The organism is Nocardia sp. NPDC052566 (assembly GCF_044547285.1).
Taxonomy (GTDB): domain Bacteria; phylum Actinomycetota; class Actinomycetes; order Mycobacteriales; family Mycobacteriaceae; genus Nocardia.
In genome coordinates this window covers 63,706-83,644 of the sequence record NZ_JBIUAF010000009.1, presented here as the reverse complement: position 1 = coordinate 83,644, position 19,939 = coordinate 63,706, and the positions used below count along the sequence as shown (strand labels likewise).

Annotated in this window: 20 protein-coding genes, 1 pseudogene and 1 riboswitch; of the genes and pseudogenes, 10 read left to right on the top strand and 11 right to left on the bottom strand. The window is 69.8% G+C overall.

Annotated features, from left to right (window positions below; translation table 11 throughout):
- Positions 1-147 precede the first annotated feature (147 nt).
- On the top strand, positions 148-732 hold the full coding sequence (locus ACIG5A_RS41010; RefSeq protein WP_397250501.1) for a TetR/AcrR family transcriptional regulator C-terminal domain-containing protein: 585 nt from the start codon (positions 148-150) through the stop codon (positions 730-732).
- On the opposite strand, the gene ACIG5A_RS41005 is transcribed toward ACIG5A_RS41010, so the two are convergent.
- The gene (locus ACIG5A_RS41005; protein ID WP_397250499.1) at positions 689-2,140 is read right to left on the bottom strand and encodes a DHA2 family efflux MFS transporter permease subunit; all 1,452 of its coding nucleotides are present in this window, start codon (positions 2,138-2,140) and stop codon (positions 689-691) included. The two genes, ACIG5A_RS41010 and ACIG5A_RS41005, sit on opposite strands and share 44 nt — an antisense overlap.
- Before the next feature lie 107 nt (positions 2,141-2,247).
- Here ACIG5A_RS41005 and ACIG5A_RS41000 point away from each other — a divergent pair, with 107 nt between their 5' ends.
- Both ACIG5A_RS41000 and ACIG5A_RS40995 read left to right on the top strand, forming a co-directional pair.
- Positions 2,248-3,195, top strand: a complete 948-nt coding sequence (locus ACIG5A_RS41000) for a sigma-70 family RNA polymerase sigma factor (protein WP_397250497.1) — start codon at positions 2,248-2,250, stop codon at positions 3,193-3,195.
- Positions 3,192-3,734, top strand: coding sequence for a hypothetical protein (locus tag ACIG5A_RS40995; protein WP_397250495.1), 543 nt, complete (start codon positions 3,192-3,194; stop codon positions 3,732-3,734). The genes ACIG5A_RS41000 and ACIG5A_RS40995 overlap by 4 nt, the downstream gene beginning before the upstream one ends.
- Before the next feature lie 136 nt (positions 3,735-3,870).
- Here ACIG5A_RS40995 and ACIG5A_RS40990 read toward each other — a convergent pair.
- The 5 genes and pseudogenes from ACIG5A_RS40990 to ACIG5A_RS40970 form a co-directional block, all read right to left on the bottom strand.
- Positions 3,871-4,392: pseudogene (locus ACIG5A_RS40990) on the bottom strand (LLM class flavin-dependent oxidoreductase); the annotation flags it as partial.
- The gene (locus ACIG5A_RS40985; RefSeq protein WP_397250493.1) at positions 4,391-5,134 is read right to left on the bottom strand and encodes an ABC transporter ATP-binding protein; all 744 of its coding nucleotides are present in this window, start codon (positions 5,132-5,134) and stop codon (positions 4,391-4,393) included. The gene ACIG5A_RS40985 and the pseudogene ACIG5A_RS40990, both read right to left, overlap by 2 nt.
- Positions 5,110-5,970, bottom strand: a complete 861-nt coding sequence (locus ACIG5A_RS40980; protein WP_397250491.1) for an ABC transporter permease — start codon at positions 5,968-5,970, stop codon at positions 5,110-5,112. The genes ACIG5A_RS40985 and ACIG5A_RS40980 overlap by 25 nt, the downstream gene beginning before the upstream one ends.
- The gene (locus ACIG5A_RS40975; protein WP_397250489.1) at positions 5,970-7,064 is read right to left on the bottom strand and encodes an ABC transporter substrate-binding protein; all 1,095 of its coding nucleotides are present in this window, start codon (positions 7,062-7,064) and stop codon (positions 5,970-5,972) included. Before ACIG5A_RS40975 ends, ACIG5A_RS40980 begins: the two co-directional genes overlap by 1 nt.
- A 64-nt stretch (positions 7,065-7,128) precedes the next feature.
- Positions 7,129-8,295 carry an alpha/beta fold hydrolase gene (locus ACIG5A_RS40970; RefSeq protein WP_397250487.1) on the bottom strand — a complete coding sequence of 389 codons (1,167 nt, stop codon included), beginning with the start codon at positions 8,293-8,295 and terminating at the stop codon, positions 7,129-7,131.
- 43 nt (positions 8,296-8,338) lie between these two features.
- Positions 8,339-8,469: riboswitch (cobalamin riboswitch) on the top strand.
- Between the two features lie 29 nt (positions 8,470-8,498).
- On the opposite strand from ACIG5A_RS40970, the gene ACIG5A_RS40965 reads away from it, so the two are divergent.
- The 3 genes from ACIG5A_RS40965 to ACIG5A_RS40955 are packed head-to-tail and all read left to right on the top strand — an operon-like array spanning position 8,499 to position 11,343.
- On the top strand, positions 8,499-9,530 hold the full coding sequence (locus tag ACIG5A_RS40965) for a FecCD family ABC transporter permease (protein WP_397250485.1): 1,032 nt from the start codon (positions 8,499-8,501) through the stop codon (positions 9,528-9,530).
- Positions 9,527-10,321: an ABC transporter ATP-binding protein gene (locus ACIG5A_RS40960; RefSeq protein WP_397250483.1), complete on the top strand. Its 795-nt coding sequence runs from the start codon at positions 9,527-9,529 to the stop codon at positions 10,319-10,321. Before ACIG5A_RS40965 ends, ACIG5A_RS40960 begins: the two co-directional genes overlap by 4 nt.
- Positions 10,318-11,343: an ABC transporter substrate-binding protein gene (locus ACIG5A_RS40955; protein ID WP_397250481.1), complete on the top strand. Its 1,026-nt coding sequence runs from the start codon at positions 10,318-10,320 to the stop codon at positions 11,341-11,343. The genes ACIG5A_RS40960 and ACIG5A_RS40955 overlap by 4 nt, the downstream gene beginning before the upstream one ends.
- 18 nt (positions 11,344-11,361) lie before the next feature.
- Here ACIG5A_RS40955 and ACIG5A_RS40950 read toward each other — a convergent pair whose 3' ends face one another.
- From ACIG5A_RS40950 to ACIG5A_RS40940, 3 genes are all read right to left on the bottom strand, one after another.
- Entirely contained in the window at positions 11,362-11,787 is a 426-nt protein-coding gene (locus ACIG5A_RS40950; RefSeq protein WP_397250479.1) for a hypothetical protein, read from the bottom strand.
- A 102-nt stretch (positions 11,788-11,889) separates the two neighbouring features.
- Positions 11,890-12,606: a dethiobiotin synthase gene (gene bioD / locus ACIG5A_RS40945; RefSeq protein ID WP_397250477.1), complete on the bottom strand. Its 717-nt coding sequence runs from the start codon at positions 12,604-12,606 to the stop codon at positions 11,890-11,892.
- Positions 12,603-13,709, bottom strand: coding sequence for an 8-amino-7-oxononanoate synthase (locus tag ACIG5A_RS40940; protein WP_397250970.1), 1,107 nt, complete (start codon positions 13,707-13,709; stop codon positions 12,603-12,605). Before ACIG5A_RS40940 ends, bioD begins: the two co-directional genes overlap by 4 nt.
- Positions 13,710-13,908: 199 nt before the next feature.
- Between ACIG5A_RS40940 and ACIG5A_RS40935 the strand changes: the two genes are divergently transcribed.
- Positions 13,909-14,223: a hypothetical protein gene (locus tag ACIG5A_RS40935; protein ID WP_397250475.1), complete on the top strand. Its 315-nt coding sequence runs from the start codon at positions 13,909-13,911 to the stop codon at positions 14,221-14,223.
- 1 nt (position 14,224) lies between these two features.
- On the opposite strand, the gene ACIG5A_RS40930 is transcribed toward ACIG5A_RS40935, so the two are convergent.
- Complete coding sequence (locus ACIG5A_RS40930; RefSeq protein ID WP_397250472.1) at positions 14,225-14,983, bottom strand: hypothetical protein; 759 nt, start codon at positions 14,981-14,983, stop codon at positions 14,225-14,227.
- Between the two features lie 63 nt (positions 14,984-15,046).
- Positions 15,047-16,324, bottom strand: coding sequence for an adenosylmethionine--8-amino-7-oxononanoate transaminase (locus ACIG5A_RS40925; protein WP_397250470.1), 1,278 nt, complete (start codon positions 16,322-16,324; stop codon positions 15,047-15,049).
- Positions 16,325-16,473: 149 nt separating this feature from the next.
- Here ACIG5A_RS40925 and ACIG5A_RS40920 point away from each other — a divergent pair, with 149 nt between their 5' ends.
- Genes ACIG5A_RS40920 through glgX form a run of 3 tightly spaced genes read left to right on the top strand, consistent with a single transcriptional unit; the run spans position 16,474 to position 19,938 of the window.
- On the top strand, positions 16,474-17,433 hold the full coding sequence (locus ACIG5A_RS40920) for a GNAT family N-acetyltransferase (protein ID WP_397250468.1): 960 nt from the start codon (positions 16,474-16,476) through the stop codon (positions 17,431-17,433).
- Positions 17,434-17,461: 28 nt separating this feature from the next.
- Positions 17,462-17,779 (top strand): hypothetical protein, encoded by a 318-nt coding sequence (locus ACIG5A_RS40915; RefSeq protein WP_397250466.1) that lies wholly within the window; start codon positions 17,462-17,464, stop codon positions 17,777-17,779.
- A gap of 38 nt (positions 17,780-17,817) precedes the next feature.
- The gene (glgX, locus tag ACIG5A_RS40910; protein ID WP_397250464.1) at positions 17,818-19,938 is read left to right on the top strand and encodes a glycogen debranching protein GlgX; all 2,121 of its coding nucleotides are present in this window, start codon (positions 17,818-17,820) and stop codon (positions 19,936-19,938) included.
- Position 19,939 lies beyond the last annotated feature (1 nt).

Below are 19,939 nucleotides of genomic sequence, written 5' to 3'. Positions count from 1 at the left end.
GCAACTTGAACGGTGTTCAGGCTAGGGTAGGTTGGACAGTGAGTCAAAACACTGCGGCGCGAGCGACGGCCCCGGAGGCGGCAGCCTGCGTAACCACGAAGGGGCCCGGGAGGGCCGCCATCGAACACTGCGGGAAGGGATTCAAGGGTGCAGCTGCACAGGGCCGATGTGGTCGACGGCGCGATCGCCATTCTCGATCAGTACGGTCTCGCCGATCTGACCATGCGCCGCCTCGCGGGCTCCCTTCAGGTGCAGCCCGGCGCGCTGTACTGGCATTTCCCGAACAAGCAGGCACTGCTCGGCGCGGTCGCGGACAAGATCCTCGCGCCGATGGAGGATCCGATCGAGGCGACCGAATGGTCCAGCCAGATCGGCGAATTGGCGCACCGGCTGCGCGGCTGCCTGCTCGCCTACCGCGACGGCGCCGAACTGGTCTCCGCCACTTACGCTTCCAGGCTCACCACGAGCAAGGGCCGGGAACGGTTGGTCGGCGCGGCGATTCGCGCCGGGATGCCGCGCCAGGAGGCCGAGATGGCCGGGTTCACCGTGCTGTACTACGTACTCGGCCAGACCGTCGACGAACAGTCCAGGATGCAGATGGATTCGGCGGGCGCGCTCACCGAGGACGCCTCCCCGCTCTACGACACACCGGACGCGACCGCGCGTTTCGACTTCGGCCTGCAGCTGTTCATCGCCGGTGTGCGTCATCTGCTCGGCGAGAAGGTGCGCTGAGCGCCGGTTCGGCAACCGCGGCGGCCCGGATCGCGGCGCGGCCGGGCAGTGCGAGGGCGACGAACGCGCCGAGCGCCGACAGGCACGCGCCCACGGTGATCGCCGGAACGAATCCGTCGACGAACGCCGCCGCCGAGCCGTAGCCGCCGGAACCGGCGAATACCGCGACCACCAAGGCGATTCCGAATACCCCGCCGAGCTCGCGCATCATCGCGTTGGCACCGGCCGCCCTGCCGATGGCGTCGTGCTCGACCGCGCCGACCACCGCGCTCTGCGCGGTCGGAATCGCCATGGAGACACCGACACCCGAGACGACGAGCGGAATCACCAAGGCCGCGTACGACATCGCGGGGTCGGCCGCCATGGCGATCCACAGCATGCCGACGGCCTGCAGCGCAAGCCCGGCCGTCATGATCGGCCGCTCGCCGATCCGGTCGGCGAGCGCACCGGCGATCGGTGCGCAGCAGAACAACGTCAGCGTCCACGGCAGCAACCGCAGCCCGGCGCCGAGCGGGCCGTAGTCGAAGACCACCTGCAGGAATTGGGCGTAGAAGAACACCGCGCCGAACAGCGCGCCGAAGGTCAGGAAGATCGCCGTATTGCCCGCGGCGAAACCCCGTGCGGTGAACAGCCGCATCGGGAACATCGGCACCGTGGTGCGCGCCTCCCACACCACGAAGGCGGCGAGCAGCGCGGCACCGCCGAACAGCGTCACCACGATCTCCACACTGCCCCAGCCCGCGACATTGCCGCGCACGAGTCCCCACACCACACCGAGCGCGCCGCCGGTGACCAGCCCGAGCCCGACGCCGTCCAGCGCGGTACCGCCGCCGCGGCTCTCCGGAATCCGGTTCAGCGCCAACGGGATCGCCACCAGGCCGAGTGGCACGTTCACCCAGAAGATCCACTGCCATGACAGGCCCTCGGCGATGGCGCCGCCGATCAGCGGCCCGCAGGCCACCGCCAATCCGGTGACGCCCTCGAGTATCCCGATCGCGACGCCGCGCCGTTCGGGCGGGAACGCGGCGCCGACCAAGGCCAGCGCCAGGCTCATGATCAGCGCCGCGCCCACGCCCTGCACCACGCGCGCGGCGATCAACGTCGTGGCCGAGGCCGACACCGCGCAGGCCGCCGAGGCGGCGACGAAGACGCCGAGCCCGACCACGAACATGCGCTTGCGGCCGAACCGGTCGCCGAGTATCGCCGCGGTGATCAGCAGGACGGCGAAGCTGAGGTTGTAGCCGTTGACGGTCCATTCGAGCGTCGCGAGCGAGGCGGCCAAATCCTGGCGGATGGTGCCGAGCGCGGTCGACACGACCAGCGTGTCCAGTGCCGCCATCATCGAGGCGACGGCGGCGAGTGCGAGTACCCAGCGCCTTGTCGACGCCGAAATCATCGTTGTGTTCACCCAGATACCGACCGGGGGCGGCGGGAAAGTCATCGTGGCGGCACCGATGAGTTCCGCGGGCCTGGCCGGTCGGTATTCGAGGAGCCGGATGTGCACAAGGAGGTCGGATGATCGACAGCTACGAGTTCGCCGCGCGCACCGCGCCGTACCGGCGGGAGTTGCTCGCCCACTGCTACCGGATGCTCGGTTCGGTGGACGATGCCGAGGATCTGGTGCAGGAGACCATGCTGCGCGCCTGGCGCTCGTATGGCGAATTCGAGGGACGCGCCTCGATGCGCACCTGGCTGTACCGCATCGCCACCAACGCGTGCCTGAACGCGCTGGAGCACAGCAGCCGTCGCGTGCTGCCGACCGGATTGGGCGGTGCGGCAGACGATCCCCTGCGGCTCGGCGGGCCCGCGCTCGATCTGCCCTGGCTGCAGCCGCTGCCCGACGCACTGCTCGCCGGGGAGTCGGCGGATCCGGCGTCGATCGTCGCCGCGCGCGAGGGTATCCGGCTCGCGCTGGTCGCCGCGTGGCAGTACCTGCCGCCGCGCCAGCGCGCGGTGCTGATCCTGCGAGATGTGCTGCACTGGAAGGCCGCCGAGGTGGCCGACCTGATCGGGGTCAGCGTGGCCGCGGTGAACAGCATCCTGCAGCGCGCGCACGCGACGCTCGGCCAGCGCGGCGCCGAGACCACCGTCACCGAGCCCGACGATCCCGAAATCCGTTCGCTGCTCGACCGATACGCGACGGCCTTCGAGGCGGCCGACATGGAAACCTTGACCACGCTGCTGAAAACCGACGCGACCTTCGAGATGCCGCCACTGACCGAATGGTTCCACGGCAACGCCGCCATCATCGATCTGATCGAGCGGGCGTGCGCCTTCCGCGCGGGCGACGTGCGCATGCTGTCCACCGCGGCGAACGGCCAGCCCGCCTTCGGTTTCTACCGGCACGGCGTCGCCGAATCCATCCAGGTGCTGACGATCACCGCCACCGGTATCGAGCACATCGTGTCGTTCCAGGACAACAGCCTGTTCGAGGCCTTCGGCCTGCCGAAAACCCTGTCATGACCGATGATCTGCTCGAGCGCGCCATCGCCTACCTGCTGGCCGCGCTCCCCGACGCACGCGCCGATCTGGACGGCCCCACGCCGTGCCACGACTGGAACCTGCGCATGCTGCTCGCCCACATCGACGAATCACTCACCGCATTGCGCGAGGGCTTCGGGCACGGCCGGGTCTGCCACACTCCCACCGCACCCCGTGCCGTGCGCGCAGGGGCGCCACCGATCCGGATGCGCGCCACCGGCCTGCTCGGCGACTGGACCAACGCCCGCCCCACGCACGTCACCGTCGACGGCCGCCCCATTCCCGTCCCCCTCTTCAGCGCCGTCGCCGCCCTCGAACTCACCGTCCACGCCTGGGATCTCACCGCGGCGACCCACACCCCCACCCCGATCCCGCACCACCTCGCCCGCGAACTCCTCACCGTCGCACCACAACTGGTCCCACCCACCGACCGCCACCCCCTCTTCGCACCCCCACTCCCCACACCGACCACCACACCCTCCAACGTCCTCCTCGCCTACCTGGGCCGCGCTCCCCGCTGACCCAGTGCGGCGTCAGGGGTTCGGCCGGGGAACCAGCGGTGCCATGGCCATGGCGCCGGTGGGGGTTTCCAGCGCCTCCTGGCTCACCGCACGCGCACCGGTGTGCTGGGACAGGGACTTTCCAGTGGGGCGCGGCTCACCGCGACAGCGCGGGGTCGGCGTGCCTGCTGCGCGGCGTCGGCAGGCAGAGGTGGTCGCGCAGTGTGGTTCCGGTGTATTCGGTGCGGAACAGGCCGCGCTCCCGCAGGATCGGCACCACCGTGGCGGTGAAGACCTCCAGCCCGCCCGGGTAATAGGGCGGCATCACATTGAATCCGTCGGCGGCGCCGTACCGGAACCACTCCTCGATGGTGTCGGCCATCTGCTGCTCCGGCGTGCCCGTGACCACCCGGTGCCCGCGCGCACCGGCCAGCCGGTGCAGCAGCCCGCGCACGGTCGGCCGCTCACGCCGCACGATGCCGGCCACCACCTGCAGGCGGCTCTTCGCGTTGTCGGTGACATCGCCCGCGTTGGTGAACAACGCGTCCGGCACCGGCTTGTCGAGTGACAGCTCGCTCAGGTCGAGGCCGACGATGCGCCCGAGCTGCGCGAGCCCGTACGCCGGCACGGTGAGCTCGTTGAACTCCCGCTCCAGCCGCCGCGCTGCCGCTGTTCGGTCATGACGCTAGTTCTTCCTCATGCTCGGTGGTCACGACGCCGAGGCTGGCGAGCAGCAGCTCGCGCAGCGCGGTGAACACCGGATCGCCTTGGCGGCGTGGCCGTTCCAGATCGATACGCTGGTCGACGGCAATGCGGCCCTCGTCGAGTACCAGTACCCGGTCGGCGAGCAGTACCGCCTCGTCGACATCGTGGGTGACCAGCAGTACGGCGGGCTTGTGCCGGTCGACCAGATCCTGCAGCAGCGCGTGCATGCGGATGCGGGTCAGCGCGTCGAGCGCGCCGAACGGTTCGTCGGCCAGCAGCAGCTTCGGTTCGCGCACCAGCGATCTGGCCAGCGCGACCCGCTGCTGTTCACCGCCGGAAAGTTCTCTGGGCCAGGCCTTTTCGCGACCGGCAAGTCCGACCTCGGCCAGTGCGGCGCGCCCACGCTCGGTGGCGTCGCGCCCGGTCAGGCCGAGGATCACGTTGTCGAGCACTCGGCTCCACGGCAGCAGCCGCGAATCCTGGAACACCACCGCGCGTTCGGCGGGCACGGTCAGCTCGCCGGAACCCGGCACGTCGTCATCCAGTTCGGCGAGCGCGCGCAGCAACGTGCTCTTGCCGGAGCCGCTGCGCCCGAGCAGCGCGACGAATTCGCCGCGCGCGATATCGATGTCGATGCCGCGCAAGACGACTCGCTCGCCGAAGCCACGGGTGAGCTCGCGGGCCCGTACGGTCAGTCCCCCAGCGTCTGCCGCCATGACAGCGCCCTCCTCTCCACCGCGCGCACCGCGATATCGCCGAACAGCCCGAGCAGCCCGTAGATCACCAGCCCGACCACGATCACGTCGATCTGCCCGTAGGTGCGTGCCTGGGTCATCAAATAGCCGATGCCGCTGGTGGCATTGACCTGCTCCACCACGACCAGCGCCAGCCAGGCGATGGTCACCGCGAGCCGCAGCCCGAGGAAGAAGCCGGGCAGCGCGCCGGGCAGCGCGATCCGGCGGATGAAGCTCCACCGCGAAAGGCCGACGGTCTCGGCCAGTTCCACGTACCTGCCGTCGATACCGCGCAGGTGCGCATGGGTGTTCAGGTAGACCGGAATGGCCACGCTGGTCACGATGACGATCAGCTTCATCTGCTCGCCGATGCCGAACCAGACGATGAACAGCGGGATCAGCGCCAGCGTCGGAATGGCGCGCTTGATCTGGATCGGCCCGTCCAGCAATGCCTCTCCGACCCGGCTGAGCCCGGCGAGCAGCGCGGCGACCAGGCCGATGCCGACGCCGAGCGCCAGCCCGAGCCCGGCGCGCTGCACCGAGGTGAGCAGGTTCGATTGCAGCGTGCCGTCGGAGATCAGCTGACGGGCGGTCTGCGCGACGGTCCACGGCGCGGGCAGCGTCTCGGCATCCAATGCGCCGGAGGCGGATCCGGCGATCCACGCGGCGATCAGCAGGGCAGGTCCGATGGCGATACCGAACGGGATGGGCCTGCCGGGTCCGAGCCTGCGGCGCTTGGGTTTACGCGTCGTGAGCGCGGGCGCGGCGTCGGCGGTGCGCGTAATACGGTGCGGTACAGCAATATCAACGGTGGCCATCAGCGCGCCTTCAGTTCGTGCGCGGCGCCGCTCTCGGTGACGGCTTGGGTGATCGCCGCGTCGAAGCGCAGATCGAAGCCGTCGGCGGCCTTGACCTTCTTCGGCAGCTGCCCGGCCGCGGCGATGGTATCGATGGTGCGCTGCTGGCGATCGACGAGCTGCTGATCGAGATGCGGGAACGCCAGGGTGCCGCGGGCATCGAAGATCCGCTTGCCCTCCTCCACGGTCAGCTTCTGGCTGTCCACGTAGTACTTCTGGATGTATTCCTGCGGATGGGTGTTCGACCACTGGTACGCGCGCACGAACGCGGCGGCCAGCGCGCGCGTCGCGCCTGCCTTCGCCGGGTCCACCACCACCGCGCGCCGGGCGTACAGGTAGGCCAGGCCGGGATAGAGGCCCTCGCCCTCCGCTTCCGACACCACCGAACTGCCCGGCGTGCGCAGGAACCGGCTCAGCGTCGGCTCCGACAGCGGCGCGACATCGACCTGGCCGGTGCGCGCCGCGTCGAGGAATTCCGCGAGCTGCAACCGGATCAGTTGCACGTCATCGGTTTTCAGCCCCGCCCTGGCCAGCGCCCTGAGCACCACCGCCTGCTGCGCGGTGCCTTCGGCGTAGGCGATCTTCTTCCCCTTCAGATCGGCGAGCGTCGCCACCGACTTGCCCGGCGCCACCGCGAGCCGCACGGCGAGCGCACTGGTCTGGTATGCCGCGATGATCGGCACCTGCTGGCCCGCGGCCTGCGCGTGGATCGGCGGCACGTCGCCGACGATGGCGGCATCGGCCGCGCCGGCGCGGAACGCCTCCAGAATCGCCGGGCCGCCGGTGAAGTTGGCGTATTCGATCTGGAACGGCAGCTTGTCCTGTTCGCCGGAGATCTTCAGGATGGTCTGCAGCGCCTCGGACTGATCCGCGACCACCAGCTTGGTGCCCGCGGGCACCTCGGTGGGCAGCGGTGTGTCGGCGGCAGCCGGCCCGACCGGTTTGTCGCCGCTCGCACAGCCGGTCAGTCCGAGCGTCGCAACGGACGCCACGGCGAGCAGTGCGGCGGCGGTGCGGCCACGAAGGCCGGTCGAGAACGTGCTTGGTCGGAACATGCAGGGATTCAAACAGGGCGAATCCGGCGGGAACACCGTTGCCGTCAGCGAGATTCCAAAGCCGTCAGCGCGGCGAAGCGGCGTTGCCCGCGGCCCTGATCTCGCGCTGGAAGCGCTGCAGGAACGGCAGGATCTGATCGGCGATCACCGCGTTGTACTCCTGCGGCCGCTGCACCGGATTGGCGTGCCCGGCATTTCGGGTGAACACCACAAGCAGCGTGCCGTCCACGCCGCCGGAGCGCTCGATCAGCACCTCGTGCGAATACTCGACATCGACGATCGGATCGCGCCGCGGCTCGTGCGGCCGGATGAAGACGATCGCGGGCGGCGGCTTGCCCGCCACCGGGCGGGCAAGCGCGCGTAGGTCATTGGCGGCGCCGCCCGCGACGATCGCGGTGAACTGCGCCTGGATCAACCCGTTGCTCGCCGCGTCGGCGGAGAAGATCTTGTCGCGCAGCACCTCCGCGAGCACACCGCGCAGTTCCCGAATCCTGATGCTGGGCACACCGTTCGGCGCCTGTTCGAAGTAGCGCCGATGGCGGGCCGAGGTTTCCACCACCAGCCGCAGCGTCCTGCTCTCGCGCGCGCCGGGCAGCCAGCCCATCCAGCGCAGCATTTCCGCACCGCGGCTGCGGCTTTCCGGGCGTACCGCGTTCAGATCCACCGGCGTGCAGTCCAGGATCACCCCGACCAGCCTGCGGTCGCTGTCGTTGTGGATGTGCCTGGCCACCTCCAGCGCGATCACCCCGCCCATGCTGTGCCCGGCCAGCACGATGTTCTTCAGCCCGGACAGCTGGGTGGCGCGCACGATCAGGTCGGCGATCACCTTGGTGTCGATACCGCGATTGTCGTAGCGGATCGCCCACACCACGCCGAGCCCGCGCAGCGCGGGCAGCGCGGTGGCGGTTTCGGTGGCGTCCAGATTGCCGAGCCCGACCATGTCGACCACCACCGTGTCCCAGTTCTTCGGGTCCGACGGGACCGCGACGGGCGCGATGGCCGGTGTGGTGAGCGCGAGCCGATCCCGCTCCGGCACCACGTCGTAGACCCAGTACTGCGCGAACACGATCAGCAGGGCCAGCAGCAGCGCGGCGCCCCGAAGCAGGGTCACCCTGGTGCGGCGCAACGTGTTCCACCGGTACCCGAGGCGGGTTTCCCGCAGCCGGGCCCGACGCCGCGCATCATCCCAGTCAGCGACGGTGGACGGGTGCCGCTCCTCGAACGGCGACACCCACTCCACTGTAGGGACGCCGCGGGCACCCGGCCACGCGGCAAACCCGACCGGACGGTAGAGTTCGCCCGTCATCCTCGGCGGGTGCGGGAATCCGGTGTGAATCCGGAACGGTCGCGCCACTGTGATCGCCCTCGGGCGAGAGTCAGACCTCCCCTGCCGCGCACATACTCGAAAGGCCGCGACTTGCCTGTGGAGCGCCGATGATCCGTGTCCGGACATCGCTCGCCGTCCCCGTCCTCGGGGCACTGTTGATCTGCGCGATGGTCGTCGCCACCGGTTTCGGCGCGGAGACGCTGCCCGTCGGCTCCGTCGTCGAGGTGCTCACGCACCGGTTCACCGGCCGCATCCCCGCCGACCTCGGCCTGGACACCATCGTCTGGCAGCTGCGGGTGCCGCGCACGGTGCTCGCCGCGATCGTCGGCGCCGGCCTGGCACTGGCCGGTGCGGCGATGCAGACGCTGGTGCGCAATCCGCTCGCCGATCCCTTCCTGCTCGGCGTGTCCTCCGGCGCCGGTGTCGGCGCGGCCGCCGTCATCACCTCCGGGCTGTTCGTCGGCGCGGGCATCTGGGCGCTGTCGGGCGGCGCGCTGCTCGGCGCGTTCGTCGCGGCCGGACTGGTGTTCCTGATCGCGATGGCGCAGGGCGGATTGACTCCGCTGCGGCTCGTCCTCACCGGCACCGTGCTCAGCTGCGCGTTCAGCGCGTTCAGCAGCTACCTGGTCTTCCGCAGCCCCGATCCGGCCGCCGCCCAATCGGTGCTGTTCTGGCTGCTCGGCAGCCTCGCGGGCGCGGACTGGACGAAGATCGCGCTGCCGTTGGGCGTGGTCGCGGTGTGCGGTGTGGCGCTGCTGCTGTCCAGCGGCTGGCTCGACGCGCTCACCATGGGCGCGGATACCGCCGCCTCGGTGGGCGTTCCGGTCCGCGAGGTGCGGATCGCGCTGTTCGGGCTGCTTGCGGTGCTGGTCGGCGTGCTCGTCGCGGTATCGGGCGGCATCGGCTTCGTCGGGCTGGTGGTGCCGCATGCCGCGCGGATGATCGTGGGGCCCCGGCACCGCAATCTGCTGCCCGTGTGCGCGCTGTGCGGTGCGCTGTTCCTGGTGATCGCCGACGCGGCAACGCGGATCCTGGTGCGGCCGACCGAGATTCCGGTGGGCGTGCTGACGGGGTTGATCGGCGCGCCCGCCTTCCTGATGCTGCTGGGGCGGCGGCAGTACCGGTTCGGTGGTTCATGAGCAACAGTACCGGCGCTGCGATCTCGGCCGTCGCGCTGAGCTGCGCCGCGGGCAAGCGGATCGTCGTCGACGACGCCGCGTTCACCATCGGCGCGGGGGAAACGATCGGCATCGTCGGCCCCAACGGCGCGGGCAAATCCACCCTGCTGCATGTACTCGCCGGAGTGCGCAAACCCGCGCACGGCCGGGTGCTGGTGGACGGGCATGTGCTGCACGATCTTTCACCGCGCCGGCGGGCACGGGTGGTGGCGCTGGTCGCCCAGGACGAGCAGCCGCCCGCCGACCTGCGCGCGGGCGAGGTTGTCGCACTGGGCCGTACGCCCTATTTACCGCCGTGGGGCGCGGGGTCGCCGCGAGAACAGCAGATAGTCGAACAGGCACTGGCGTCCGTGGATCTCGAAGGTTTCGCCGATCGCCCGGTGCACCGGCTCTCCGGCGGCGAACGCCAGCGCGTCCTGCTCGCCCGCGCCCTCGTGCAGGACACCCCGGTGCTACTGCTCGACGAGCCGACGAACCACCTCGACATCACCCACCGGCTCGAATTGCTCGCGCTGGCACGCACACTCGGCCGCACCGTCGTGATGGCGCTGCACGAGCTGGCGCTGGCCGACCGCTACTGCGACCGAATCCTGGTGCTGCACAACGGCGGCGCCCATCCACTCGAACCACCGGAGACCGCGCTGCGGCCCGAGGTGCTCGACACCGTATTCGGCGTGCGCGCGAGCCGCGTGCCGCATCCGGATACCGGCGAATCCCATCTGCTCATCACCGCGCGAGAGGCGAACGCATGAGACATCTTTCCCGAGTGGCCGCCACGGCCGTTCTTGCCGCCGCGCTGGCGGCGTGCAGCGCGCAGGCACCGGCCACGGGCGGCATTACCATCCCCAATTGCGGTGCGGAGGCGAAGTTTCCGGCGCCGGCCAAGCGGCTGTTCGTCAACGACGGCAACCTGATCTCGATGGTGCTCGCCCTCGGCGCCGCGGATTCGGTGGCGGCGGTCTCCAGCGTCCAGCGCGACGCCGACACCCTGCGCAAGCACTACGGTCCGGTCGTCGACACGCTCAAATCCGTTGCCACCGAATACCCGTCGCGCGAGACCGTGCTCGCGCAGCGCCCCGATGTGATGGTGGCCGGCTGGAACTACGGCTACGACGAGGCCAAGAAGCTGACCCCGGACACGTTGCGCAAGGACGGCGTCGCCGCCTATGTGCTCACCGAGAGCTGCCGCCAGCACACCGGCGAGAAGCAGCGCGGCGTGGTGGAACCGTGGGAGGCGCTGCGCGGCGATCTGCTCAATCTCGGCGCGATCACCGACCGCGGCGAACGCGCCCGCGAGGTGACCGCCGACCTGGACCGCAGGCTCGCGGCACTGCGCGGCGCGCCGCAGGCCGAGCGCCGCCCGAACATCTTCCTGTTCGACAGCGGCACCGATTCGCTCATGTCCAGCGGCAGTTTCGGTGCGCCGCAGGCGATCCTGGACGCGGCGGGCGGGCGCAACGTCCTGTCCGACGTACCGGACACCTGGACCAAGGTCTCCTGGGAGCGCCTGGCCGCGGCCGACCCGGACGCCATCATGTTCGTCGACTATCCGCCGCAGACCGTCGCGGAGAAGATCGCGCTGCTGCGCGCCAAGCCAGGGATCAATCAGCTGCGCGCGGTCACCGAGAACCGTTTCCTCAATCTGCCCTACGCGCTGTGGACCAGCGGCCCGCTGAACATCGATGCGGCAGAACAGATCCGCAAGCAGCTCGAACGCTGGAACCTGGTGCCGCCGTCGGCGATCGCGCCGCAGGCCGACGACACCGTGCGCTGAGCGAGCACACCGGCGCGGCTAGTGGGCCAGGATCTGCACCTCGCCGGTGTCGGCGAGCACGGTGGCGCCCTGTGTCAGTTGCGCGTCGGCGATGCCGAGGCCGCGCACGACCAGGGTGCGGCCGCTGCCGCCGAGCGCGGCGGACCACGGATGAACTTTGCCGTCGCAGGCCACGGTGACCGGTGTGGTCATCTGCAGTGCGATCGGGTTCATATTCGGGCTCGGCAGCCGGTGCGAGATCATGCCGCCGACGGTCACCGTGGCCTGACCGCCGCCGGAGCAGGCCGCGGTGCCCCTGGCCAGCAAAGTATCGGCATCCATCCGCATCGTCGGTTCCAGATTGATGATCGCGGCATCGGCCGAGGCCGCCGGTGCGGACAGCAGCACGCCGGTCGCCACGGCCGCCGCCGAGAGCAGCGCCTTCGCGCTCGTGGCCGGAAACATCGGGTCTACCTCCTTTTCGTGATGCCTGAGCAGTGCGAATGCGAGGTATGACAACAGCGATTCCCGGGTTAATCGTAGAGCCGAATCACCACGGCAAATGTTTCATTTCGGGCAATTCAGGCGTGGCCGGTCACTGTTCGGCCACAGCAGGCGCGCGGACCAGTCCGGGTCGAACCAGGCGGGCGCGGCCGCGGTGAACCGGTCGCGCGACCAGCTCCCCGCGCCCTCGGGCACCGCGCCGACCACGCCGACACCGGTGTGCCTCGGCAGATCGATACGATTGCATTCCGACGCGAGATCCGGCGCGGCGGGCCAGGAGCCGATCACCAGTCCCGCGCAGGCCACCCCGGCCGAAGACAGTGCGCGCGTGGTCAATTCGCTGTGGTTCAGAGTGCCGAGCCCGGCCATCGCGACCACCAGCACCGGCGCGCCCAGCTGCTGCGCCAGCTCGAGCAGCGTGAAATCGCCCAGGCGAACGAGCAGCCCACCGGCGCCCTCCACCAGTGTCAGCCCGTCACCGTCGAATTCGGCGATGGCCGAGGCGGTTTCGGCCAGCGTCAGCTCCGGGCGCCCGCAGCGCCGTGCCGCGGTATCGGGCGCGAGCGGATCGGGATAGCGCGCCAGTTCCAGGCCGCCACCCACACCGGAGAGGCGTTCGATCTCGGCGAGATCGCCGGGTTCGCCCGGCCCCACACCGGTCTGCGCCGGTTTGCACACCGCGACCGAACGGCCCGCGGCCACCGCCGCGGCCGCCACCGCCGCCGTGACCACGGTCTTCCCGACCTCGGTGGAGGTTCCGGTGATGAACAGCACACTCATGCGGGCACCGCATCCCATCCGCGCGCCTCGACCAGTACCTCGCCGAGAACCACAGCGATCGTAGTCATTTCGGCCTCGGTCAGGTTGGCCCGTGCGGTCAGCCGCAGCCGCGAGGTGCCCTCTGGCACCGACGGCGGCCGGAAACAGCCGACGTCGAGGCCGCGGGCCCGGCAGGCCTGCGCGGCGTCGAAAGCCACCTGCGCCTCGCCGAGCACCACCGACACCACCGCCGAATCCGGTTGCGCCACACCGGCGATGCGCGCGATATCGGCCGCGCGGGTGAGCACGCGCCCGGCCAGCTCCGGTTCCCGGCGCAGGACACGCAGCGCCGCACGCGCCGCGCCGACCGCCGCCGGGCTCAGCCCGGTATCGAAGATGAAGGTGCGCGCGGTATCGATCAGATGCGCACGCACCCGCTCCGCGGCCAGCACCACACCGCCCTGCGCGGCAAGGGATTTCGACAGCGTCGCGGTGATCACCAGATCCGGCGCACCGGCCAGGCCCGCCTCGTGCACCAGCCCGCGCCCGCCCGCGCCGCGCACGCCGATGCCGTGCGCCTCGTCCACCAGCAGCACCGCGCCGTTGGCCCTGGTGACCCGGTGCAGTTCGGCCAGCGGCGCCAGATCGCCGTCGGCGCTGAACACCGAATCGGTGAGCACCAGCGCGCGCTCCTCGGTGCGCGTCGCGAGCAGCCGGTCCACGGCGGCGACGTCGCCGTGCGCGGCGATCTCCACCCTGGCCCGGGAGAGCCGGCAGGCGTCGACGAGCGAGGCGTGGCTGCCCGCGTCCGACACCACCAGCGCGCCGCGCCCGGCCAGCGCGGTGACCGCGCCGAGGTTGGCCGCGTAGCCGGAGGAGAACACCAAACCGGTCTCGGTACCGGCGAATTCGGCGAGCTCGGCCTCCAGCAGCGCGTGGTCGGTGGTGGTTCCGGTCACCAGCCGCGAGCCGGTGGCGCCCGCGCCCCAGCGCCGCACCGCTTCGACCGCGCCGTCGATCACCTCCGGATGCCGGGTCAGGCCGAGGTAGTCGTTGGAGGCCAGGTCGATCGATGGCGACTCGGGTGCGCGGGGCCGTAGCTCGCGACGCAGTCCGGCGGCCATGCGCTCGGCGGCACGCGAATCCAGCCAACTCAACGGATCGGTAGTCACAGCTCCGCAGCATACTTGAACACCGTTCAGGACGGCTACTCTCCACTGTTGCCGTGGCCGCTCGCGCCCGGCGCTGCTACGGTGAAGTTGTCTTGGTTTGTCGTCGCCGGCCGGCCGGTGGCGTTGCGGTTCCGGGGAGGCAAACGGCCGGATGCCACGGTGGGCAGTAGTTGTCGAAGAGACCACGGGCGCGGGCGACCACAAACGATGGTCACCGCGCATACTCGCGGAGGTGGTCGGCACCCGCGAACAGGCGATGACCAAGCTGATCTCGCTCATCCCCACCTTCACCCCCGAACATCCCAAACTGCGCGGCCGCCGCATCGTGCTGCGCGACGGCGACACCTTCCTGCTCATCGCGCGCGGCTGGTCCGACGACTACCACTGCGTATTCCGGGTGTGGGAAATGCTGTCCGACAGCGACCGCCCGGAGATCGCCGAGGACCGGCGGACGGTGCACGACTGAGCTACGGACTGTCCGGCCGCACCGGCGCACCGAACGGCCCGAAGTCGAGATCGCCCGGCTCGGCGGGCTCCGCCGGTTCGACCGGCGTCGGTTCGACCGACACCGGTGCGCGCGAATCCGGTTGCGCGAGCGGCTGTTGCGGCTCGTGCGGCCAGCTCACGCCGACACCGAACGAGCCGGACTGCCCGGCGGCCGCATCCGGCGGCAGGATCACGATGCTCCCGCCCGGCACCCGAATGACCCCCGGCTCGCCGGCGCTCGGCACCACCGGCCGCGGCGCACGCGCGGCGGCGACCGCACTGAGCACCGCGGACACGAACGCGACCACCGCGGCGGCCACGATCGCGAACAGCCCGATCCACAGCCGCCCTTCGGGATTGAGCAGCGCGGCGGCCATCGCCACCGCGGCCGTCGCCATGAACACCAGAAATGCCGCGAGCAGCGCGCACACCCGCAGCGCCGGATACCGGACACCGAGACCGACCAGCGGCAGCACCGCGACCATCAGCCCGAGCACACCCGCCGCTACCAGCGGAATCCCCAGGTACACCGTCGAACCGCCGCCCTCGGCCAGCCGCCACGCGGTGTAGTTCGCGGTCGCGCCGAAGCCGCCCCGCGCCGAGATCGGCGCGAGCGAACCGGCGATGGCGAGCAGTGCGGCGAGGATCAGGAAGGTACCGGCCGCGCGATCGACACCCGCTCCCGTCGACACCCGGCGAGGCGGGGTGTCCGGCGCGGCGGTGGTAGCCGGGGTATGCACACCGAAAGCGTAAGGGGCCGAACGCGACACTGTCCGCTGTTCGGCGGCGGTCGGCCGGATCGCTCACACCGACTGCGCGCGCACCGCCGCCGCCATGCCAGCGGTGATCGCCGCGATATCGGCCGAGGAGCTGATGAACGGCGGCATCGCGTACACCAGGTTGCGGAACGGCCGCAGCCAAACACCGTGCGCGACAGCCGCATCGGTGGCCGTACGCATATCGACGGCCGCGTCGAGCTCGATCACGCCGATCGCGCCGAGTACCCGCACCTCGGCCACCCCCGGCAGTTCGCGCACCGGCGCCAGCCCGCCGATCAGCTCGGACTCGATCCGCGCGACCTCGCCGCGCCAATCCCGCGAGACCAGCAATTCGATCGAGGCGACCGCGACGGCGCAGGCCAGCGGATTGCCCATGAAGGTCGGCCCGTGCATCAGCCCGCCGTGGCCCGCGCTGATCGTCTCGGCGATCGCGGTGGTGCACAGTGCGGCGGCCAGCGTCAGGTACCCGCCGGTCAGCGATTTGCCGACGCACATCACGTCGGGGGCGACACCGGCCTGATCGGCCGCGAAAAGCGTTCCGGTGCGGCCGAATCCGGTCGCGATCTCATCGAAGACGAGCAGCACGCCGTGCGCGTCGCACAGCCTGCGCAGATCCGCGAGATAGCGCGGGTCGTGCCAGCGCATCCCGCCGGCCCCCTGCACGACCGGTTCCACGATGACGGCGGCGAGTTCGTCGGCATGACCCGCGATCGCCCGCTCGAGTTCGGCGGCGTACTCCGGCAGATAGTCGCGCGGCGGCGCGGGCACGAAGACCTGTTCGACGAGCACGTCGGTCCAGATCGAATGCATGCCGCCCTGCGGATCGCACACGCTCATCGGGGTGAAGGTGTCGCCGTGGTAGCCGCCGCGCCAGGTGAGCAGGCGCCGCTTGCCCGGCCTGCCCACCGAGCGCCAGTACTGCAGGCACATCTTCACCGCGACCTCGACCGAGACCGATCCGGAATCGCAGAGGAACACCTTGTCCAGCCCGGCCGGACTGAGCTCGACGAGCAGTTCGGTCAGCCGCACCGCCGGTTCGTGGGTGAGCCCGCCGAACATGACGTGGCTCATCCGCTGCGACTGCGCGATCAGCGCCGCGTCGAGCACCGGGTGCCGGTAGCCGTGGATCGCGGCCCACCAGGAGCTCATGCCGTCGACCAGCTCGCGGCCGTCGGCCAGCGTGAGCGTGGTGCCCGCCGCCGAAGCCACTACCAGCGGTTCGGTCGTCGCGGGGAATCCGCCGTAGGGATGCCAGACGTGTTTCGCGTCGAGTGCGGTGATCTCGTCAACAGTGAGTGCCACAGGAATCCGTCCTTGGTCTCGGCAGCGCCGGGGCTTGAACGGCGTTCAAGTTACCACCGGAGCTGGCGCGGTACGAATTTCGCTGCGCCGGAGGCGGTCCGGGCGTATTCTTTGACTCGGTCAAACAATTTGCCGAGACAGGAGCCGTTGTGAGTACCGTCGCCGCCGCGGATATCGCCGCCGTCCGCGCCTTCAACCGCCGCTACACCGCCGTCATCGGCGTGCTCGGCGAGGGTCTGCTCGACACCGACTATTCGCTCACCGAGGCGCGAATCCTGTTCGAGCTGGCCACCTCCGGCTCCACCGAGGCCATCCGGCTGCGCCACGATCTGGATCTCGATCCCGGCTACCTCAGCCGCATCCTCACCAGGTTCAAGAACAAGGGGTTGATCGAGACCGGCCGGTCCAGCACCGACGCCAGGCGCCAGGAGGTGCGGCTCACCGATCGGGGCCGCGCGGAATTCGCCGAGCTCAACCACCGCTCCGGCGAGGACGTGCGCAAGCTGCTTGGCACGCACTCCCCCACCGACCGGCTGCAACTGCTCAAAGCCATGCAGCTCATCCACCGGATCCTGGACCGGCCGGCCGATTCGGGGGCCGCCACCCCTTTCGTCCTGCGCGACCCAGAACCCGGTGACTACGGCTGGGTGGTCAAACGGCACGCCGAGCTGTACACGGCCGAATACGGCTGGGACACAACATATGAGGCGCTGATCGCCCGGATCATCGCCGACTACCTGGACAACCGCGACGAGCGCCGCGAGCGCGCCTGGATCGCCGAGGTCGGCGGCGAGCCGGTGGGCAGCGTCTTCTGCGTCGCGGACGGCGAGCACACCGCGCGGCTGCGGCTACTGCTCGTCGATCCGTCCGCGCGCGGCCTGCGGATCGGCTCGGCACTGGTCGAGCAGTGCCTGCGGTTCGCCGCCGAGACCGGCTACCGCGAGATCGTGCTGTGGACCAACGACGTACTCGCCTCGGCGCGCCACATCTACGAGCGCGCCGGGTTCGAACTGGCCGACTCCTACGAACACCACAGCTTCGGCGCCGACCTGGTCGGGCAGACCTGGCGGAAATCGCTGATCCCCACCGCACCGGACATCCACGCGTAGGGCTGTTCCGGAGGCGACGATCCGCGTAGTGCGCCGGGCGCAGTTCGTCGTGCACGAATTCTGGAGTGAGGCACCGGATACCGCGTTCGATCACGGGATCCGCCCGCCGCTGCGGCACTGGGAGATGTTCGTGCTGTGGCGCAATCTCGACGCGGCGGGCAAGACCACCGCGTCGAGGATCCCCCGCGACCCACTGGCATCGGCGTTGCTGTGGGATTACCAGGACGGTTACCTCGGCGGCGTCCCCGCCTGGCTACAGCGCGCCCTACTAGGCGGTCTTGCCCGGTTCGCCCGATTCCTCGGCTACCGTCGCCGCCGGCTGGAAAACGGTCCCGACCACGGGTGATTCGCCCGGGTCGCAACCGCCCCGCTAGGGTCGTTGCTATGGCCAAGCCCGACGCAGCGACCGGTGACATGACACCACTCGGTGTGTGGCCCGGCACCGCCTACCCGCTTGGCGCCACCTACGACGGCGTCGGCACCAACTTCTCGGTCTTCTCCGAGGTTGCCGACGCGGTCGAACTGTGCCTGATCGCCAAGGACGGCAGCGAAACCCGGATCGCGCTCGACGAGGTGGACGGCTTCGTCTGGCACGCCTATCTGCCCGCCGTCGGCCCCGGCCAGCGCTACGGCTTCCGCGTCCACGGCCCCTACGATCCCGAACGCGGATTGCGCTGCGACCCAAGCAAACTCCTGCTCGATCCGTACGGCAAGGCATTCGACGGCGATTTCGACGACGACCCCTCGCTGTACACCCACGGCCTGGATTCGCTCGGTCACACCATGGCGACGGTGGTGATCAACCCGTTCTTCGACTGGGGCGCCGATCGACCGCCGAACCGGCCCTATCACGAGACGGTGATCTACGAGGCGCACGTCAAGGGCATGACGATCACCCACCCCGACGTGCCGGAGGAATTGCGCGGCACCTACGGCGGCCTGGCGCATCCGGCGATCATCGAACATCTGAAGGGGCTCGGCGTCACCGCGATCGAGCTCATGCCGGTGCACCAGTTCCTGCACGACCGGGTGCTGCTCGATCAGGGTCTGCGAAACTACTGGGGCTACAACAGCTTCGGCTACCTGGCCCCGCACAACGAGTACGCGGCCATCAAGCGGGCCGGCTCGGCGGTGACCGAATTCAAGGCCATGGTGCGCGAATTCCACGCCGCCGGTATCGAGGTCATCCTCGACGTGGTCTACAACCACACCGCCGAGGGCAATCACCGCGGCCCGACCATCAACTTCCGCGGTATCGACAACGCCGCCTACTACCGGCTGGTCGACGAATATCCTTCGCAGTACATGGATTACACCGGAACCGGCAACAGCCTCAACGTCCGCCATCCGCACACGCTGCAGCTGATCATGGACTCGCTGCGCTACTGGATATTGGACATGCACGTCGACGGCTTCCGCTTCGACCTGGCCGCCGCGCTCGCCAGGGAACTGCACGATGTGGACCGGCTCTCGGCGTTCTTCGATCTGGTGCAACAGGATCCGGTGGTCAGCCAGGTCAAGCTCATCGCGGAGCCGTGGGATGTCGGCGAGGGCGGCTACCAGGTCGGTAACTTCCCCGGCCTGTGGACCGAATGGAACGGCAAGTACCGCGACACCGTGCGCGACTACTGGCGCGGCCAGCCGGCGACGCTCGGCGAGTTCGCCTCCCGGCTCACCGGCTCCTCCGACCTGTACGAGGCCACCGGACGGCGGCCGGGCGCCAGCATCAACTTCATCACCGCGCACGACGGCTTCACGCTGCGGGATCTGGTGTCCTACAACGACAAGCACAACGAGGCCAACGGCGAGGGCAACCGCGACGGCGAATCGTGGAACCGCTCGTGGAACTGCGGGGTCGAGGGCCCCACCGACGATCCGGAGATACTCGCGTTGCGCGCCAGGCAGAGTCGCAACCTGCTGGCGACGCTGGTGCTCAGTCAGGGCACGCCCATGCTCGCGCACGGCGACGAGATGGGCCGCACCCAGTTCGGCAACAACAATGTGTACTGCCAGGACTCCCAGCTGGCCTGGATGGATTGGTCACTGATGCAGACGAACTCGGACCTGCTCGAATTCACCCGCTCGGTGATCGCGTTGCGCACCGAGCACCCCATCTTCCGGCGCCGCCGCTTCCTGGAGGGCAGGCCGATCAGGTCCAAGGAGGACGCGCACGATATCGCCTGGCTCACCCCGGCCGGTGAGGAGATGACCGCGGCGGACTGGGACAGTGGATTCGGCAAATCGCTGACCGTCTACCTCAACGGCGCGGGCATCCCCGAGCCCGGCCCGCGCGGCGAGCGCATCACCGACGATTCGTTCCTGCTCTGCTTCAACGCACACGACCAGGGCATGGACTTCGCACTGCCCGGCACCGACTACGGCACCGAATGGACTGTCGCACTGGACTGTTCGACACCCACCGGCCAGGCCGAAGGAACCTACCCCGCGGCGAGCGTCGTACCTGTCCCCGCCCGCTGTCTGCTCGTCCTCCGCCACGCAGCATGAC

What these genes read in the sequence shown, in the direction of transcription:
- ACIG5A_RS40985 (WP_397250493.1), bottom strand. Translation starts at nt 5,134, where the DNA reads ATGGCGGCAGACGCTGGGGGACTGACCGTACGGGCCCGCGAGCTCACC.
- bioD (WP_397250477.1), bottom strand. Translation starts at nt 12,606, where the DNA reads ATGAGTGTGCTGTTCATCACCGGAACCTCCACCGAGGTCGGGAAGACC.
- ACIG5A_RS40955 (WP_397250481.1), top strand. Translation starts at nt 10,318, where the DNA reads ATGAGACATCTTTCCCGAGTGGCCGCCACGGCCGTTCTTGCCGCCGCG.
- ACIG5A_RS41000 (WP_397250497.1), top strand. Translation starts at nt 2,248, where the DNA reads ATGATCGACAGCTACGAGTTCGCCGCGCGCACCGCGCCGTACCGGCGG.
- ACIG5A_RS40975 (WP_397250489.1), bottom strand. Translation starts at nt 7,064, where the DNA reads ATGTTCCGACCAAGCACGTTCTCGACCGGCCTTCGTGGCCGCACCGCC.
- ACIG5A_RS40950 (WP_397250479.1), bottom strand. Translation starts at nt 11,787, where the DNA reads ATGTTTCCGGCCACGAGCGCGAAGGCGCTGCTCTCGGCGGCGGCCGTG.
- ACIG5A_RS40960 (WP_397250483.1), top strand. Translation starts at nt 9,527, where the DNA reads ATGAGCAACAGTACCGGCGCTGCGATCTCGGCCGTCGCGCTGAGCTGC.
- ACIG5A_RS40940 (WP_397250970.1), bottom strand. Translation starts at nt 13,709, where the DNA reads ATGGCCGCCGGACTGCGTCGCGAGCTACGGCCCCGCGCACCCGAGTCG.
- ACIG5A_RS40980 (WP_397250491.1), bottom strand. Translation starts at nt 5,970, where the DNA reads ATGGCCACCGTTGATATTGCTGTACCGCACCGTATTACGCGCACCGCC.
- ACIG5A_RS40965 (WP_397250485.1), top strand. Translation starts at nt 8,499, where the DNA reads ATGATCCGTGTCCGGACATCGCTCGCCGTCCCCGTCCTCGGGGCACTG.
- glgX (WP_397250464.1), top strand. Translation starts at nt 17,818, where the DNA reads ATGGCCAAGCCCGACGCAGCGACCGGTGACATGACACCACTCGGTGTG.
- ACIG5A_RS40995 (WP_397250495.1), top strand. Translation starts at nt 3,192, where the DNA reads ATGACCGATGATCTGCTCGAGCGCGCCATCGCCTACCTGCTGGCCGCG.
- ACIG5A_RS40935 (WP_397250475.1), top strand. Translation starts at nt 13,909, where the DNA reads ATGCCACGGTGGGCAGTAGTTGTCGAAGAGACCACGGGCGCGGGCGAC.